The organism is Pseudomonas sp. DCB_AW, from assembly GCF_026240895.1.
Taxonomy (GTDB): Bacteria; Pseudomonadota; Gammaproteobacteria; order Pseudomonadales; family Pseudomonadaceae; genus Aquipseudomonas; species Aquipseudomonas kermanshahensis.
In genome coordinates, this window is sequence record NZ_JAPFCE010000021.1 from 71,844 (window position 1) to 88,891 (window position 17,048).

The following is a 17,048-nucleotide window of genomic DNA, read 5'->3' on the forward strand; positions in this document are numbered from 1 at the left end:
TGAAAACCATGTCCCAACCGTCATCGCAACACCAGTTTGTCGAGAATCACACGGTCGATTACGTTCCACCTGCCGAGCGCCATGGGAAGGCGCGCGACCTGTTCACCCTCTGGTTCAGCACTAACATTGCGCCCCTGCCCATCGTCACGGGTGCCATGGTGGTGCAGGTGTTCCACCTGAACCTGGTGTGGGGGCTTGTCGCTATCGTGCTGGGCCACCTGCTCGGGGGCGTTGTCATCGCCCTGGCCTCTGCGCAGGGACCGCAGCTGGGCATTCCACAGATGGTCCAGAGCCGCGGCCAGTTCGGCCGTTATGGCGCCCTGCTGATCGTGTTCTTCACGGCGCTGATCTATGTGGGCTTCTTCATTTCCAACATCGTGCTGGCGGGCAAGACCATCCACGGTATCGCCCCGAGCGTGCCGATGCCTGGTGCCATCGTCATCGGCGCCCTCAGCGCGACGGCCATTGGCGTGATTGGCTACCGCTTCATCCATATCCTCAACCGTATCGGTACCTGGGTGATGGGGTCGGCGCTGCTGGCCGGGTTCATCATGATGTTCATCCAAGAGCTGCCGGCCGACTTCTTCAGCCGCGGTGCATTCAATTTGTCGGGCTTCATCGCCACGGTGTCGCTGGGCACCATCTGGCAGATCAGCTTCTCGCCGTACACCTCCGACTACTCACGCTACCTGCCTAAGGAAGTCGGCATCGCCAAGCCGTTCTGGGCCACCTATTTCGGTGCCACGCTGGGCACCATCCTGTGCTTCAGCTTTGGTGCGGTGGCGGTGTTGTGCGTACCGGAAGGCACGGACGCGATGGACGCCGTCAAGCAAGCCACCGGCTGGCTCGGCCCGATCCTGATGGTGTTGTTCCTGCTCAACATCATCAGCCACAACGCGCTCAACCTGTATGGCGCGGTGTTGTCGATCGTCACGGCCATCCAGACCTTCTTTGCCAAGTGGACGCCGAGCATCAAGGTGCGGGTGATCCTGGCCTCGGTGATTCTGGTGGGCTGCGGCCTGGTGGCGCTGAATGCGTCGGCGGACTTCATTGGCCAGTTCATCGGCTTGATCCTGGCGCTGTTGCTGGTGTTGGTGCCGTGGGCGTCGATCAACCTGATCGACTTCTACCTGATCAAGAAGGGCCAGTACGACATCGCGTCGATCTTCAGTGCCGACGGCGGCATTTATGGGCGCTTCAACCACCACGCGATCATTGCCTATGCGTGCGGGATCGTGGTGCAGCTGCCGTTTGCCAATACGGCGCTGTATGTGGGGCCGTATTCGAACATCGTCGAAGGGGCTGATTTGTCCTGGCTGATCGGGTTGCTGGTGACGGTGCCGCTGTATTACTGCCTGGCGACGCGCGGGCAGAGTGTTAACAGTGCGCGGGCTGTCAGCGTGAACGACTGATGATCAAAACTGGGGCCGCTGTGTGGCCCCTTCGCGGGGCAAGCCCGCTCCCACAGAGCTGTGAGCTGACCTCAAGGCTGGCGTCCTGCCTGTAGGAGCGGGCTTGCCCCGCGATGGGCTGCAAAGCAGCCCCAGCTATCTTGAGTCAAACCTTGAACTGGGCAACCATCCCATTCAGGTCCACTGCCAACCGCGACAGGTCTTGCGCCGCCGCACTGGTCTGATTCGCACCCGCCGACGTCTGCATCGCCAGGTCGCGAATATTCACCAGGTTACGGTCTACCTCCCGCGCCACCTGCGCCTGTTCCTCCGACGCACTGGCGATCACCAAGTTGCGTTGGTTGATCGAGGCAATCGCTTCGGCAATCACCTCAAGTGCCTGGCCTGCAGACTGGGCCACTTCCAGTGTGCCCGTGGCACGCCCTTGGCTGCTGTGCATGGCGCTTACCGCGCGCTCGGTGCCGGTCTGGATACCCACGATCATCTGCTCGATTTCTGCCGTGGACTGCTGAGTGCGGTGGGCCAGTGCGCGCACCTCGTCGGCGACTACCGCAAAGCCACGGCCTGCCTCACCGGCCCGTGCTGCCTCGATGGCGGCATTGAGCGCCAACAGGTTGGTTTGCCCGGCGATCGCGCCGATCACATCGAGCACGCGGCTGATCTCGTTGGCGTTGTTGGCCAGCAGTTCGATCTCGGCCGAGGTACCGGTCACGTCGTCGACCAGGTGCTGGATCGACGCCAAGGCCTGGTTGACCTGGTCGCGACCGTCGCGGGTGGTGCGGTCGGCGCCTTTGGACGCGTCTGCGGTACTCACCGCGTTGTTCGCCACTTCTTCCACGGCGGCGGTCATCTGGTTGACAGCGGTAGCGGCCTGGTCGATCTCCGCACTTTGCTGGTGCAGGCCGCGGCTGGTGTCCTCGGTGACGGTGTGCAGCTCTTCCGAGGCCGAGGCCAGTTGGTCGGACGATGCGGCAATCTTGCGCAGGGTGTCGCGCAGGCTGTCTTGCATGCGGCTCAAGGCGCGCAGCAGTTGCGCCGGTTCGTCGCGGCCGATCACGCGAATTTCGCGGGTCAGGTCGCCGGTGGCCACGCGCTCGGCCACGGCCACAGCGTCGGCCAGGGGCACGACGATGCTGCGGGTCAACACCGTGGCGATGGCTGCCAGCGCGAGCATGATCACCAGCAGTGAACCGATGATGGCGGTCAACGCTTGGTCCGCGACATCGCTGCTACGCTGCGAAGCCACTTCAGCGCCTTTGCTGTTGTAGGCGATCAGTGCCGCCATGGCTTTCATCATGCTGTCGGCGTGCAGGGTGAGCGGGCCGTTGATTTTCTGCCTGGCCTGGTCAATGTGCCCGGCGGCGATGTCGTCGAGCACCTGCGCCTGCAGGTCGACGTACTGTTGGTGGGCAGTGCTGAAGGCATTGAACAAGGCGCGGTCGTCGGCGGCGATGATGGTGCTGTCGTAGTCCTGGAGGCCATCCTTGAGCTGCACGTTGATGCCTTTGAGCATCTCGAGGTTACGTGCGCGCTCGCTGTCATTGTCATCCAGCGCCGCGCGCAGCGTCACGGCGCGGGCCCGGCCGAGGTTGCTGCTGATTTCACTGAGTGCGACCACGGCGGGCAACCAGGTGACACGGATCTCGTCCGTGGCCGTGTCCATTTGCCGGGTCTCGTAGAGGGCGATCAGGCCCATGCCCAGCACCAGTGCGCCCAACAGGGCGAATACGCTGGCTGCGCGAATGCCGATCTTCATATTCCGTAACTGCATGGAATGCTCCTTGACGGTGGCGTGCAGGCGTCAAGAGCATGGACGGAAGGCCGGGTCACCGGGGGTGGTGCCAGCTCTCGATGCGCTGCGGATTTAGTGTGTGTGCCTCACCCTCGGAAATGTTTTATTTAAATGATGGCATATAGACATCATTATTGACCAGTCATTCAATGTAACGACATGTGCGGACAAATCCGTCGTTTTTTGACGGATTTATCCGCTTTCAGGTGTCAGACGATCGGGATCAGCGGGTCGGCAGCGGCCAGCGCCAGTGCCCGGTCTGCGGCGGGTGGGTAGATCCACACCGAGTTGATCTGGCGCTTGAGTGCCTTACCTTCCTGGCCGTGCAACTTCAGCTCTCGCGCCCAGCCCTCGCTGTAGGCCGCACCCCAGTCGCCGAGGTCCAGGCAGGTGACGTATTTGGGCTGGCGATAGATGACCGGGTCGATGCCCAGCAGGTCGGCAGCGGCATTGTTGCCGCAGTGACGGCCCATGGGGATGGCGTGCTGGCAGGTCATCAGGGCGTGGTTGCCCAGCTCATCGACAGCGGCCCAGGCGGTGTCGCCGGTGGCATAGATATGCGCCTGGCCAATCACTTTCAGGTGGTCGTCGACCCGCAGGCGGCCTGTGGCGTCACGCTCGCCGGCGACCTGTGCGGTCAAGGGGCTGGCCTTGACCCCTGCGGTCCAGATCACCGTGCTGCTGGCGATGTACTCGCCGTTGTCCAGGGTGACGCCGCCGGCATCGACGGCCACCACCGAGGTACCGGTCAGCCATTCGACACCTGCCTGAGCGGAGGCGGCCTCGATCGATGGGGTGATGCCCGCGCCCAACGCCGCGCCGACACGGGCGCCACGGTCGACCACCAGCACACGCACCGCACTGCCGTCACCGAGCAGGGCGCGCAAGCGTGCGGGCATTTCGGTTGCCGTTTCGATGCCGGTGAATCCGCCACCACAAACCACGACCGTGTTACGCGCCGGGGAGGCGGGCAGGGCGGCCAGCCCCAGCAGGTGCTGTTCCAGGCGCACGGCCGACTCCATCTGGTCGACATCGAAGCTGTGTTCGACAAGGCCTGGTACAGCCGGGCGCGCCACCTGGCTGCCGGCGGCGAGGATCAGGCGGTCGTAGTGGATTTGCTGGGGCTGCCCCTGGGCATCGGTGTAGCTCACGCTGCGCCAGTCGGCGTCGATGCTGTCGGCGTTGCCAGGGATGAAGTGCACGCCCACGGCCTCGAACAGCTCGCCCAACGGCGCCTTCATGCCATGCACATCCGCTTCGTAGAAGCGTGGGCGAATGCGCAGCTCCGGTTGAGGGGCGAGCACGCTGATACGTAGGTCTTCACGTTGTGCCTGGTCCAGCAGGCGAGCAGCGCTCAGGGCGCTCCAGACACCGGCAAAGCCGGCACCGATGATCAGGATGTTGGATTTCATGCAGGTGCTCCGCAACGGTCATGTAGGGAAAAGGGCTTCGATGACACGGCAGGTGCCTTTCGAATAACTACGACTGTATTGATCGTAGTTTGCGTCTGCAAGTTTTTTTTAGTCCCAGGTAGGGGCGCAACCCGCCGGTCAAAACCTGGGAAGGCCGTGTTTTGATGGGTTTTTGGCGGTGAAACGAAGATTTTGCTGGCGACGAGCGGTCGTTCGGGTGCAGGGGGGGAGGGCCGCCATCCTTGATATCCCCACCCCCATCCGTTATAGATAAAAAAGAAACCATAAAGAAAAGAGGCCATTTCAGCCCCCATGTACGAGATCACACGTATCTTGCGCCCCTCAGGCCCCCATTACGCACCCTGCGCTAATGGATACGGGCCCACCCCCATGACACGCTCCCCGCTTTCGAGCCTGTACCACGTGTTGTCGATCCCGCCCGTCAACATCCTGCTTAGCCAGATGCGCAAACGCCCCGTCCCTCCACCTGCACCGTAACGCCTGGATTTCACCACCCCCGGCCTTTTGCCGTTTGGGGTTGGGGAGCCTTTGCATTTTTTCAGCGTTCAACTGTTCAGGAATCACTATGACTCTTCGTGTCGCTATCATCGGCGCCGGCCCGTCCGGCCTTGCACAATTGCGTGCGTTCCAATCCGCCCATGCCCAGGGCGCCCCCATGCCTGAAATCGTGTGCTTCGAGAAGCAAGCCGACTGGGGCGGTATGTGGAACTACACCTGGCGCACCGGCCTCGACCAGCATGGCGAACCCGTGCACGGCAGCATGTACCGTTACCTATGGTCAAACGGCCCCAAGGAATGCCTGGAATTTGCCGACTACAGCTTCGATGAGCACTTTGGCCGGCCGATCTCCTCGTACCCGCCGCGCGAAGTGCTGTGGGACTATATTCAGGGCCGCGTGAAGAAGGCCGGGGTGCGCGATTACATCCGCTTCAATACCGTGGTCAAGCACGTCAGCTTCGATGAAACCACCCGCGAGTTCACCGTTAGCGCCCACGACTACAGCGCAGGGCTTGGTATCGAGCAGGTGTTCGATTATGTGGTAGTGGCCAGTGGGCACTTCTCCACCCCACACGTGCCGGAGTTCGAAGGTTTCGAGCGTTTCACCGGGCGCATCCTGCACGCCCACGATTTTCGCGAAGCGATGGAGTTCAACGGCCAGGACCTGCTCATTGTCGGCAGCAGCTATTCGGCCGAGGACATCGGCTCGCAGTGCTACAAGTACGGTGCACGCTCGATCACCACGGCCTACCGCACGCAACCGATGGGCTACAAGTGGCCCAAGGGCTGGGAAGAACGCCCGCAACTGGTCCGGGTCGAGAACGACCTGGCATTCTTCGCCGACGGGTCGAACAAGCGCGTCGATGCGATCATCCTGTGCACCGGTTACCAGCATCACTTCCCGTTCCTGCCGGACGAACTCACCCTCAAGACCAACAACCGCCTGTGGCCTGCGGGGCTGTACCAAGGCGTGGTATGGGAGCAAAACCCGCAGCTGATTTACCTGGGCATGCAGGACCTCTGGTACAGCTTCAACCTGTTCGACGCACAAGCATGGTTTGCACGCGACTACATGCTGGGGCGCATCACGTTGCCTGCCAAGGCCGCCATGCATGCCGACAGCGAGCGCTGGCGCGAGGATGAGCTGGGCCTGGAAACCACGGCCTCGATGTACGAATTCCAAGGCCGATACATCAGGCACCTGATCGAGCAGACGGATTACCCAAGCTTCGATATCGAGGCGGTGAACCGCATCTTCCTGCAATGGAAGACCGACAAGAAGCACGACATCATGGGTTATCGCGACAAGTCGTATCGCTCGGTGATCACCGGCACCAAAGCGGTGCCCCACCATACCCGCTGGATGCAGGCGATGGACGACTCGCTGCAGGAGTACTTGCGCGAAACGGACGGCAAACAAGGTGAGGTGAAGGTGCTGCGCGGGTAGGCGCCACCGGTTTTCTATCGCTTCAAACAAGGGAATGCTTTCGGCGCTGGCGCTATCGGCGTATTATTGCGACAAAGTTGGTCGGAGATTGATATGTCGCTGTACAGTGCTGGCGTCGAATATGGCATCCATTGCCTGCTGTACTTGGTGGATGAGCGCGGAGACACGCGCGAGTCCAGCGTGCGCGACCTTGCGGCGCTGCAAGGCCTGCCGCAGGAATACCTGGCCAAGGTGTTCACCAAGCTGGCTCGCGCCGGCTTGGTGGTTGCCACTGAAGGGGTGCGCGGCGGTTTCCGCCTGGCGCGGCCGTCGGATGAGATCACCGTGCTGGATATCGTCACGGCTATCGACGGGCCGAAGAAGATCTTCGATTGCCGTGAGATTCGCGAGCGTTGCACGCTGTTTGATGGCTCACCACCGGGTTGGGCGACCGAAGGCACCTGTGCAATTCATGCGGTGATGCTGGGCGCGCAAAAGCGCATGGAAGAGGCGCTGGCGCAGCAGACCATCCTAGACCTGGCGCGGCGCGTGGGGCGCAAGGCGCCTGCCGCGTTCGGGCAGCAGGTCAATGAATGGATGGGGGAGCGGCGGGATGGCAAGGGTGGCGGTGATATCCCGGTGAGTCAGGTCTAAGTCAACCTGCCCAGGCCTCTTCGCGGGCAAGCCCGCTCCCACAGGAACTGCACAGAACCTGAGGACAGCCCAGGAACTGCACAAAACCTGAGGGCAGTGCCGTCCCTGTGGGAGCGGGCTTGCCCGCGAAGAGGCCCGACCAGGCAAACACAAATCAACGCCCCTCATGCTGCCTGCGATACGCCCCCGGCTGCACCCCAACGGCCTTGGCAAACGCCCGGGTAAACGCCGCCACCGACTGATACCCCACCTGCGCACCCACCTGCTCCACGGTGTTGCCTGCTTGCAACAGCTGGGACGCATGGCGCATGCGCAACGCCAGCAGCACCTGCCCCGGTGACTGCCCGGCCAGTTCGTTGAAACGCTTGAAAAACGCTGACCGCGACAGCCCCGTGCACGCGGCCATGCTCTCCAGCGTCCAGGCTTGCCCAGGCTGTTCGATCAGTTGCACCAGCAACGCGGCAAATGGCGGCTGCCGGGCCAGCGCCACCAGCCCGCCGAGGGGCTGCCCGGCATGCACTTGCTGGCGCAGTACGTACAGGAACAACAAATGCGTCAGCCGCTCCAGCAAGGTCTGCGACGGCGGTAGGCGTTCGCATTCTTCCAGGATCAGCCCGAACAGTGCCCGCGCCGCATGCCCGGCGGGCTCGTTGGCGCGCAGCAGAATCCAATCGGCCAGGCCTTCCACGATCAATGACGACAGCCCCGGGCGAAAGTGAAAGAACCCGCACACCAGCCCCACGCCATCGCCGGCAGTGGCATCCAGAGCCTGCATCGCCTGGCGCGGCTGGGCGCAGGCGCTGACGGGGTTCTGGTCACTGGACAGCCGATACGCCAGGTCACGCAGCAAAAAAACCGCATCCCCAGCTTCCAGCCGCACTGCCTCGGCCTGGCCATCGAGGTGCAGCCAGCAATGGCCCTGCACGACCAGGTGGAAACTGGCGCGGCCCATGCCTTGCGTGCTGGCATGCCAGCCGCCGCAATAGCGGCCGACATGAAACAGGCTGGCGTCGAGCTCCAGGCCTTCTAATAACCAATCGACAAGGTGGCTGGACGAAATCATCTAATGCAAAGACTCAGGAGCAAGGAAAGGCGACTGATGAATATGGAGGGTAGTTCTTATAACCAACAGACTGTAAGGACACCCACCACAGGAGACCCCTCCATGTCCTCGCGCATTACTTTACACACTCTGCAGAGCGCCCCGGAAGCGGCCCGTCCATTCCTTGAAAATGCCCAGAAAAATTCCGGCTTCATCCCCAACCTGCTCGGCGTGCTGGCCAACGCCCCGGCAGCGCTGGAAACCTACGTGACCGTGTCGGCGCTCAACGGCAAGTCCGAGCTGACCTTGGCCGAGCGTGAAGTGGTGCAGTTGATTGCCGCCACCCAGCATGGCTGCGACTTTTGTGTCGCCGGCCACACTGCAGTCGCGCTGAACAAGGCCAAGCTGCCGCAGGCAGTGGTCGATGCGCTGCGTGCGCGGGGCGAACTGCCCGATGCCCGTTACGAGACCCTGGCCGCGTTCGCTCGCGAAGTCATCGCCACCCGTGGCAACGTCAGCGAGGCCACCTACCAGGCATTTCGTGAGGCCGGCTTCAGCGAAGGCAACGCCTTGGAAGTGATTCTGGGCGTGAGCCTCGCAACCCTGTGCAACTTTGCTAATGTTTTCGCCCAGACGCCGCTCAACGACGAACTGAGCAAGTACCGCTGGCAGCCTTCTGCGTAATCCGCGTGTGGTGCCGGCCCCGCCGGCGTTTTCAAAGGAGTACAGACATGCAAGATTGTGCATTTCGGCAATGGCTGGATGCCAACGCCGAGGCCATTGACCAGGGCACGTGCGAGCCGCACCTGGTGCTGGCGCAGATCGCTGAAGCGCAGGTGCTGCGCATCGGCGTCGATCCGGCCCAGGGCGGCACGGGCGGGCAGGTGACCGATGCGGTCGAAGCCATCGCCGCCATTGCCAGCCGTTCGTTGGCGGCGGCGTTCGTCTGCTGGGGCCAGCGCGCCTTCATTGAATACCTGCTGCAAAGCCCTAATCAGTCACTGCGCGAACGCCTGCTGCCGAGGTTGCTGACAGGCGAGCTGGCAGGCGCCACCGGGTTGTCCAACGCCATGAAGTTTCTCTCGGGCATCGAGCGCCTGCAGGTGCGCGGGCGCCCCAGCAGCGAGGGGTGGAACCTGGAGGGCCGCTTGCATTGGGTGACCAATCTGCGCAAGAGCGGTTTTGTGGTGGCTGCGGCCATCGAGTGCGATGCCGAGCGCGCGCCCTTCGTGTTGGCCATTCCGTCAGAGGTGCAAGGGCTGGAGCGCTCGGACGACTTGCAGTTGATGGGGCTGCAATCGAGCAATACCGCCGCGCTGGCGTTCCATCAGGTCGAGCTGGGCCGCGAGTGGCTGCTGCATGAAAACGCCCGTGAGTTCCTGCCCAAGGTACGCCCGGCCTTCCTCGCGCTGCAATGCGGCATGGCCATCGGCCTGGCGCGGCGCGCGTTGGATGAAGTGGCGGCGCACCTGCAAGGCCGTGGTTCGTTCCTCGAAGAGGCCCGCCAGGTGCTCAAGGAACGCCTGGAAAACACCGTGAGTGAACTCAAGCAGGGCCTGCTTGACGGGCGCTTTCTGCAGCAGCCAGCGGCGTTGTTCAAACTGCGCATCATCCTTGCCGAGAGTGCTGCCGACGCGGTGCAGCTCGAGCTGCAGGCCAGTGGTGGCAAAGCGTACCTCAGCGAGTACGGCCAAGGTTTCGCGCGCCGTTGGCGCGAATCGGCGTTCGTGCCCATCGTCACGCCAAGCCTGGTGCAGCTGCGCGCCGAACTGCAACGCCAGGCGGGCACGGCATGAGCGAAGTCGTGCTGCAAGCCCGAGCTATCAGCCTCGGCTACCCCCGCGAGGGTAGCTGGCACGAGGTGTTGGCGCGGTTCGACCTGCAGTTGGCACCGGGCGAAGTGGTGTCCATCCTGGGCCCCAGCGGGGTTGGCAAGTCCAGCCTGTTGCGGGTGCTGGCGGGCTTGCAGGCACCGCGTGGCGGCAGCGTGATGTTGCATGGCGAGCCGTTGCAAGGGCCGCATCCGCGCCTGGCGGTGGCCTTCCAGGACCCCAGCCTGTTGCCTTGGCTGAGCCTGGAAAAGAACGTCGCCTTCGGCCTGGATTTCGCTCGCCAACCCAAGTTGGCCGCCACCGAACGGCGTGCGCGTATCGACCATGCCATTGCCGCCGTGGGCTTGGACCATGCCCGTAACCAGTACCCGGCGCAGCTGTCCGGTGGCATGGCCCAACGCACGGCGTTGGCGCGCTGCCTGGCGCGTCAGCCTGAAGTGCTGTTGCTCGACGAGCCGTTTGGTGCGCTCGACGAAGTGACCCGCGCCGACATGCAGCAACTGCTGCTGCAACTGATCGCCACCCACAATACCGCTGCGGTGCTGATCACCCACGATATCGACGAAGCCCTGCTGCTGTCCGATCGGGTCCTGCTACTGGGCAACCACCCAGCGCAGGTGCTCGGCCAGTGGCGCATCGACCTGCCGCAACCGCGTACGCAGCGGGTCGAGGAACTGGGCGCGCTGCGTATCGAGATTGTCAAAACCCTTCGGCGGGCAAGCCGCACAGACCCACCTTCCTCAACCCCCTTGCCCTCGGAGGCTGTCCATGTGCATGGATGACTGCTGTTCCGCTTCTTCGCGTCGCGACTTCCTCAAGCTTGGCGCCATGCTTACTGCCGCCGGTGCGTTGCCGCTGCTGTCGAGCCTGCAGGCCCGTGCGGCTGCCGAGCCGGACGCGCCGGTGCGCATCGGCTACCTGCCGATCACCGACGCCACGCCGTTGCTGGTAGCGCACAACAATGGCCTGTTCGAGGCCGAAGGCATCAAAGCCGAGCGCCCAGTGCTGCTGCGCAGTTGGGCGCAGGTGATCGAGGCGTTCATTTCGGGCCAGGTCAACGTCATCCATTTGCTGTCGCCGATGACCGTCTGGGCACGTTACGCCAGCAAGGTACCGGCCAAGGTCGTGGCCTGGAACCATGTGGGGGGTTCGGGGCTGACCGTGGCGCCCGACATTACCGACATGAAGCAGTTGGGCGGCAAGACCGTGGCCATCCCATTCTGGTATTCGATCCATAACGTGGTGCTGCAGCAGATGCTCAATGACAGCGGCCTGACCCCGGTGTCGAAACCCGCCAATGCGCAGCTGGCGGCCACCGAGGTCAACCTGCTGGTGCTGCCACCGTCCGATATGCCCCCGGCGCTGGCCAGCAAGCGTATTGCTGGCTACATCGTCGCCGAACCGTTCAACGCCCTGGCCGAGAACCTCAAGGTGGGCCGCGTGCAGCGCTTTACCGGCGATGTGTGGCGCAACCACGCCTGCTGCGTGGTGTTCATGCACGAGCACGACCTCAACAACCGCCCGGAGTGGTCGCAGAAGGTGGTCAACGCCATCGTCAAGGCCCAGCAGTGGACGCGCGAGCACCGCGCCGAAGCCGCCGCGCTGCTGTCCAAGGCCGGCCCCAACAAGTACACCCCGCACGAAGTGGCGGTGTTGAGCAAAGTCCTGGCGCCAGCCGCCGAAGACCGCGCAGGCTATATCGCCAGTGGCGCGATCCAGCATCAGCAGTGGGACGAAAAACGTATCGACTTCCAGCCGTACCCGTTCCCCAGCTACACCGAAGCACTGATCAAGCGCCTGCAGCACACCCTGATCGAAGGCGACAGTGGCTTTTTGGCCGGCCTGGACCCGGCGCACACCGCCCGCGACCTGGTCGACGACCGTTTCGTGCGCAATGCCATCGCCGCCGTTGGCGGGCCGTCGGTGTTCGGCATTGCCGACAACTTCGAGCGTAGCGAGGAGTTCGCGGTCTGATGCGCAAGCATGTCGTTCATACCGGCCTGGGCTTGGCCGGGCTGCTGGGGTTGCTGCTGGCGTGGTGGGCCGGCGTGGCATGGTTTGGCGAGGCCGATGGCCTGTCGGCGCGTTTCTCGCCGGCGGCGACCCTGGCCAGCCTGGCCGAGCTGCTGGGGCAGGGCGAGGTTTACGGCCACGTGTGGGTCAGCCTCAAGCGTATCCTGATCGGGCTGTTGCTGGCCTTGTTGATCGGTGTCCCCCTCGGCTTGCTGGTGGGCAGCTATCGGCACCTGGAGGCGGCGACCACGCCGGCCTTCCAGTTCTTGCGGATGATCTCGCCGCTGTCGTGGATGCCGGTGGTGGTGATGCTGATGGGGGTGGGTGACCAGCCGATCTATTTCCTGCTGGCATTTGCCGCGCTGTGGCCGATTTTGCTCAACACTGCGGCAGGTGTGCGTCAGCTCGACCCGCGTTGGTTGCAACTGAGCCGCAGTTTGAGTGCTACGCGCTGGGAGACCTTGTGCAAGGTCATCGTGCCAGGGGTGATCGGCCATGTGCTGACGGGCGTGCGCCTGGCCATCGGCATCCTTTGGATCGTGCTGGTGCCCTGCGAGATGCTGGGGGTAAGTGCGGGGTTGGGGTATTTCATCCTCGACACCCGTGACCGGCTGGCGTATTCGGAGCTGATGGCGATGGTGCTGCTGATCGGGGTGCTGGGGTTCATGCTCGATGCCCTGGCGCGTGGGTTGCATCGGCGTTGGGTGCATGGCTGAAAAGAGCTGGGGCCGCCGTGCGGCCCCACAGCATCAGTGCACGGTCTTACGCTGGCGGACACATTCCTGCGCTTGAATGGCCAACTGGTCCAAGCGCTCGTCGCGCAGCTGTTCGGCCTCGATCATCGCATCCTCGCCTTGCTGGTTGAGCAGGTAGGTGTGGATTTGATGCACCTCGGTGGTCTGGTAGATCGGCCCGATATCCAGCCGACCGATCAGCGCCTCGCTGGCGTGCCCGGTGCTGCTCATCAGCACCTGTGGCCCGTTGGCTGCCACCACCTGCATGCCCATCGCTTCGAACCACGGCACCTGGCCGGCAAAGGTGTTCAGCTCGACATAGGCATGTTGCGCCTGCAGATCACCTAACAGTGCGCGGGCGATACCTTGGCGGCGATGGCTGGCGCGCACGGCAAGAAATGCCAGTGCGCAGGTTTGCGCATCATCATCGGCCGGCAACGCCAGGGCGAAACCGAGCAGTTGGTCCGGGGCATCGGCGTCCAGCGCCAGGGTCAGCGTCACCGACAGGCCGCGTTTACCGTCCATGGCCTGCAAGTACTGGTGCACTTCCATGCCGACGCCGTACTGGTACAGCGGATACAGCGGGTTGTCGGCAAGAATGGCGACGCTGCTCAATTCGCCGACGTGATGGATCACCAGCTCACGGATCTGGTTCTGGAAAGACTCGGGCGGCACGCTGTCAAGGCGGCTCAGGATGAACATCGGGGGGAAGGCTCCGGCGGCTAGGAATACAACCCGCGCCATGCTGACGCGGGACGTACAGTTTAACCGGTTTTGCCTAATCAGCCTTGCGCCTGTAGCGCGGCGAGCATCAGGTCGAGGTTTTGTACCGCCGCCCCGGACGCGCCTTTGCCCAGGTTATCGAATACAGCGGTCAGCAGCACCTGGCCATGCGCCGGGTTGGCGTACAGCGCCAGGCGCAGGTCGTTGCTGTCGTTCAATGCTTCGGGGTCGAGTGCTGCGGCGGGGCCTTGCTGGTGCAGGGGCATCAGCTGAACGTGGCGAGCCCCTTGGTAGTGCTGTTCCAAGCAGGCCTGCAGGTGTTCGGCGCTGACCTGGCCGGGCAGCAGGCGCAACTGCAGCGGGATACTGAGCACGATGCCCTGGCGATAGGCGCCGTAACCAGGCATGAACACCGGCCGTGCCGACAGCCCGGCGTGTTGCTGGATTTCCGGTACATGCTTGTGTGCCAGTTCCAGGCCATACAGCTGCAGGGTTGGGGTGTTCTCGGCACTCGGCTGCTCATGGCGTTCGACCGCGGCGCGGCCGCCGCCGGAGTACCCCGAGATGGCGTGAATGCTCAGCGGGTAATCCGCTGGCAGCAACCCGGCGGTGATCAGCGGGCGCAGCAGGGCAATCGCGCCGGTGGGGTAGCAGCCAGGGTTGCTGACGCGTGTGCTGTGGGCGATGCGCTCGGCTTGCTGCGCGTCCAGTTCCGGCAGGCCATAGACCCAGCCGGGGCTGGTGCGGTGGGCGGAGCTGGCGTCGATGACCCGAACGTGCGGGTTGTGGATTGCCGCGACGGCCTCGCGGGCGGCGTCATCGGGCAGGCAGAGCACAGCGATGTCGGCGCTGTTGATGGCTTCGGCGCGGCGCTGCGGGTCTTTACGCTCGGCCTCGGGCAGGGTCAGCAGGCGCACATCATTGCGCCCGTGCAGGCGGGCGTGAATCTGCAGGCCAGTGGTGCCTTGGTCACCGTCGATAAAGACAACAGGGGTATGCATGGTCGAGGTCCGGTCAGGGGAGGGTGGCCTATGCTCGCCTGAGACTGGACTAAAGGAAATTTGAATATCATGATGCTGATATTCATTATTTCTGAAGCTATTCATGCGCGAAATCAGCCTCGACCGCCTCCGCACGCTGGTCGAAATCACCGACCTCGGCTCGTTTGCCGAGGCCGCTCGCCGGCTCAACCTGGCCCCTCCTACCATCAGCCTGCATGTGGCCGAGCTGGAGGCACGGGTCGGCGCGCCGTTGCTCACCCGCAACCGTGGGCAGGTTCGGCCTACGGCCATCGGCGAGACGCTGCTGGCCCGAGCCCGTCGCTTGCTGGCCGATGCCGACCTGGCGCTGGACGAGGTGCGCCGTCAGGTCGAGGGGCTGACTGGCCGGGTCCGCCTGGGGGCTTCGACTGGCGCCATTGCCCACCTGTTGCCCAAAGCGCTCGAGTACCTGCGCGAAGTGCACCCGGGGATCGATGTGCAGGTGCAGGTGCTGACCTCGCAGGCGTCGCTGGCGCGGTTGCGCGAGGGGGCCTTGGACATTGGCCTGGTGGCCTTGCCGCAAGTGGCAGGCAAAGGGCTCAAGATCACCCCGTGGCGACGCGATCCGATCTTGGCCTATGTGCCGGCCGACTGGCAGCCGCCGGCCAAGGTGACCCCGGCATGGTTGGCGCAGCGGGCGTTGATTCTCAATGACAGCAGCACGCAGTTGTCGCGGGTGACGGGGGAATGGTTCGCTGCGGCGGGGTTGTTCCCCGAGCCGCGCATCGAGCTGAACTACAACGATGCGATCAAAAGCCTGGTGGGGGCCGGCTACGGCGCGACATTGCTGCCGCAGGAGGGCGAGGCGCCCGAGCTGGACCGGCGGATTGCCCGGCGACCGTTGCGTCCGGGGTTGTGGCGGCAACTGGGCATCGCCTGCCGTGAAGGGCAGGCTGAACGTGCCACAGCGCATGTGCTCGAGGCTTTGGAGCGGCTGTTGTAGGGGGCGGGTGCATGCCTCCTGGCGCCCGCCTCAAGCCCCTGATGCACCCCAAATCAGAACCAGCGGTCATTCTTCTTCCGCCCACGCGTCAGCGCCGGCAAGATCAACCCCATCAGCAGGCCCGCGCCTGCAATACTGCCGCCGTACACCATATAGCGCATCATCACCTGTTTGTTCTCATCCCCCAAGCGGGCCTGGGTATCGCGCAAGGTCGACTGGCTCTGGTCGAGCTGTTCGTTCAGCGCTTTGTTGCGCGCTTCCAGTTCGTCGATCAGGTGCTTGCGCGAGTCCAGTGTCTCTTGCATGCCCTGCACGCGGTTTTTCCAGCTGTCATCGATGCTCTTGAGCTGCCCGGACAGGTTGGCGACCTGGGCATCGAGCTGCGGCAGGCGTTCGCCCTGGCCTGGCACCGCCTGCAGGTCGCTGCTGAGGATCCACACCAGGTCGCCATTCTGCCCACGCACCTGGCTGTAGTTGCCTTGGGTGGTGACCAGCGTCAGTTTCTGGCCGGACTTGAGGGTGCCGACAATCCGGTGGCCATCGGTCGGGCCGCTGCGCACGTAGGTGCTCAGGCTGTCGCTGACCCAGCGCGCATCGCTGGCAGGCTCCTCGGCATGCACCGGGGCGGCGAGAGCCACCAGGGCTGCGATCAGGCCGCCGCGCAGGGCTGGGAGGGCGGAGAATGTGGGGCGGGATTCGGGCATGTTGGTCTTCGCTGAAACAGGACAAAAGTAGGCCCGCTGACTGGGCCGGTGAACCGGTCGGTGAGTTGACCGTCAGCGAAAGACCTTTTTTATGTAAGCAGGTTCACTACCTAACGTCGGAAATGTCTGCAGAATGTTGCAAAGACCGGCCGTCCTGAAGGCGTATGCCGGGCCACGCAGCGGCGCCGACGGCAAGGCCGTGAACTAGACTCAAAGGCCCACTCTCATTCATGGAGCCCTGCCATGACTGCCAAAAACACGATCTGCCTGTGGTACGACCATGACGCCGAAGAGGCGGCCAACTTCTACGCCCGCACCTTCCCCGACAGCCGGGTAGTGGCGGTGCACCAAGCCCCTAGCGATTACCCGTCGGGCAAGCAAGGCGATGTGATTACTGTCGAGTTCATCGTCATGGGTATCCCTTGCGTTGGGCTCAATGGGGGTAAGGCCTTTAGCCATAGCGAGGCGTTCTCGTTTCAGGTCAGCACCGAGGACCAGGCCGAGACCGACCGGTTGTGGGATGCCATCGTCAGCCATGGCGGCGAGGCCAGCGTCTGTGGCTGGTGCAAGGACAAGTGGGGGCTGTCGTGGCAAATCTGCCCACGCATCCTGATCGAGGCCATTGCCAATCCCGACCGGGCTGCTGCCAAGCGGGCGTTCGAGGCCATGATGGAAATGGGCAAGATCGATGTCGCCAAGATTGAGGCAGCATTGAAGGGGTGACCCACTTACCCGGTAGGAGCAGCCTTGCGCTGCGAAGAGGCCGGTGATAACACTAAAGATTCACTGTGTTATCACCGGC

Annotated in this window: 16 protein-coding genes; 10 read left to right on the forward strand and 6 right to left on the reverse strand. The window is 63.6% G+C overall.

Annotated features, from left to right (window positions below):
* The first annotated feature begins 8 nt into the window (after window positions 1–8).
* Window positions 9–1,412 (forward strand): cytosine permease, encoded by a 1,404-nt coding sequence (locus OO306_RS14190; protein WP_099453786.1) that lies wholly within the window; start codon window positions 9–11, stop codon window positions 1,410–1,412.
* A 145-nt stretch (window positions 1,413–1,557) separates the two neighbouring features.
* Here OO306_RS14190 and OO306_RS14195 read toward each other — a convergent pair whose 3' ends face one another.
* Together OO306_RS14195 and OO306_RS14200 are read right to left on the reverse strand one after the other, a co-directional pair.
* Window positions 1,558–3,183, reverse strand: a complete 1,626-nt coding sequence (locus OO306_RS14195; protein WP_099429060.1) for a methyl-accepting chemotaxis protein — start codon at window positions 3,181–3,183, stop codon at window positions 1,558–1,560.
* A 230-nt stretch (window positions 3,184–3,413) separates the two neighbouring features.
* A complete protein-coding gene (locus OO306_RS14200) occupies window positions 3,414–4,616 on the reverse strand; it encodes an NAD(P)/FAD-dependent oxidoreductase (protein WP_265969103.1) in 1,203 nt (400 codons plus the stop codon).
* Window positions 4,617–5,202: 586 nt separating this feature from the next.
* Here OO306_RS14200 and OO306_RS14205 point away from each other — a divergent pair.
* Both OO306_RS14205 and OO306_RS14210 read left to right on the forward strand, forming a co-directional pair.
* Window positions 5,203–6,582 carry an NAD(P)-binding domain-containing protein gene (locus tag OO306_RS14205; RefSeq protein WP_265969104.1) on the forward strand — a complete coding sequence of 460 codons (1,380 nt, stop codon included), beginning with the start codon at window positions 5,203–5,205 and terminating at the stop codon, window positions 6,580–6,582.
* A gap of 93 nt (window positions 6,583–6,675) precedes the next feature.
* On the forward strand, window positions 6,676–7,215 hold the full coding sequence (locus OO306_RS14210; RefSeq protein WP_265969105.1) for an Rrf2 family transcriptional regulator: 540 nt from the start codon (window positions 6,676–6,678) through the stop codon (window positions 7,213–7,215).
* A 154-nt stretch (window positions 7,216–7,369) separates the two neighbouring features.
* Here the strand turns inward: OO306_RS14210 and OO306_RS14215 are convergent, their stop codons facing one another.
* Window positions 7,370–8,278 carry an AraC family transcriptional regulator gene (locus OO306_RS14215; protein WP_265969106.1) on the reverse strand — a complete coding sequence of 303 codons (909 nt, stop codon included), beginning with the start codon at window positions 8,276–8,278 and terminating at the stop codon, window positions 7,370–7,372.
* Between the two features lie 102 nt (window positions 8,279–8,380).
* On the opposite strand from OO306_RS14215, the gene OO306_RS14220 reads away from it, so the two are divergent.
* From OO306_RS14220 to OO306_RS14240, 5 genes are read left to right on the forward strand one after another with little or no spacing between them, the layout of a single operon-like run.
* Complete coding sequence (locus tag OO306_RS14220) at window positions 8,381–8,941, forward strand: carboxymuconolactone decarboxylase family protein (RefSeq protein ID WP_099454458.1); 561 nt, start codon at window positions 8,381–8,383, stop codon at window positions 8,939–8,941.
* A 47-nt stretch (window positions 8,942–8,988) separates the two neighbouring features.
* Window positions 8,989–10,053, forward strand: coding sequence for an acyl-CoA dehydrogenase family protein (locus OO306_RS14225; protein ID WP_265969107.1), 1,065 nt, complete (start codon window positions 8,989–8,991; stop codon window positions 10,051–10,053).
* Window positions 10,050–10,871 carry an ABC transporter ATP-binding protein gene (locus tag OO306_RS14230; protein ID WP_027595388.1) on the forward strand — a complete coding sequence of 274 codons (822 nt, stop codon included), beginning with the start codon at window positions 10,050–10,052 and terminating at the stop codon, window positions 10,869–10,871. The genes OO306_RS14225 and OO306_RS14230 overlap by 4 nt, the downstream gene beginning before the upstream one ends.
* Complete coding sequence (locus OO306_RS14235) at window positions 10,858–12,063, forward strand: ABC transporter substrate-binding protein (RefSeq protein WP_085274347.1); 1,206 nt, start codon at window positions 10,858–10,860, stop codon at window positions 12,061–12,063. Before OO306_RS14230 ends, OO306_RS14235 begins: the two co-directional genes overlap by 14 nt.
* Window positions 12,063–12,818, forward strand: coding sequence for an ABC transporter permease (locus OO306_RS14240; RefSeq protein ID WP_099429067.1), 756 nt, complete (start codon window positions 12,063–12,065; stop codon window positions 12,816–12,818). The genes OO306_RS14235 and OO306_RS14240 overlap by 1 nt, the downstream gene beginning before the upstream one ends.
* A gap of 33 nt (window positions 12,819–12,851) precedes the next feature.
* Here OO306_RS14240 and OO306_RS14245 read toward each other — a convergent pair whose 3' ends face one another.
* Both OO306_RS14245 and argC read right to left on the reverse strand, forming a co-directional pair.
* Entirely contained in the window at window positions 12,852–13,538 is a 687-nt protein-coding gene (locus OO306_RS14245; RefSeq protein ID WP_027595391.1) for a GNAT family N-acetyltransferase, read from the reverse strand.
* A gap of 80 nt (window positions 13,539–13,618) precedes the next feature.
* Window positions 13,619–14,560 carry an N-acetyl-gamma-glutamyl-phosphate reductase gene (gene argC / locus OO306_RS14250; RefSeq protein WP_265969109.1) on the reverse strand — a complete coding sequence of 314 codons (942 nt, stop codon included), beginning with the start codon at window positions 14,558–14,560 and terminating at the stop codon, window positions 13,619–13,621.
* Between the two features lie 103 nt (window positions 14,561–14,663).
* Here argC and OO306_RS14255 point away from each other — a divergent pair, with 103 nt between their 5' ends.
* Entirely contained in the window at window positions 14,664–15,542 is an 879-nt protein-coding gene (locus OO306_RS14255) for a LysR family transcriptional regulator (RefSeq protein WP_099429069.1), read from the forward strand.
* A 53-nt stretch (window positions 15,543–15,595) separates the two neighbouring features.
* Here OO306_RS14255 and OO306_RS14260 read toward each other — a convergent pair whose 3' ends face one another.
* Window positions 15,596–16,246 carry a TIGR04211 family SH3 domain-containing protein gene (locus OO306_RS14260; protein ID WP_265969110.1) on the reverse strand — a complete coding sequence of 217 codons (651 nt, stop codon included), beginning with the start codon at window positions 16,244–16,246 and terminating at the stop codon, window positions 15,596–15,598.
* A gap of 243 nt (window positions 16,247–16,489) precedes the next feature.
* Between OO306_RS14260 and OO306_RS14265 the strand changes: the two genes are divergently transcribed.
* Window positions 16,490–16,969: a VOC family protein gene (locus OO306_RS14265; protein WP_252823726.1), complete on the forward strand. Its 480-nt coding sequence runs from the start codon at window positions 16,490–16,492 to the stop codon at window positions 16,967–16,969.
* The last annotated feature ends 79 nt before the right edge of the window (window positions 16,970–17,048 follow it).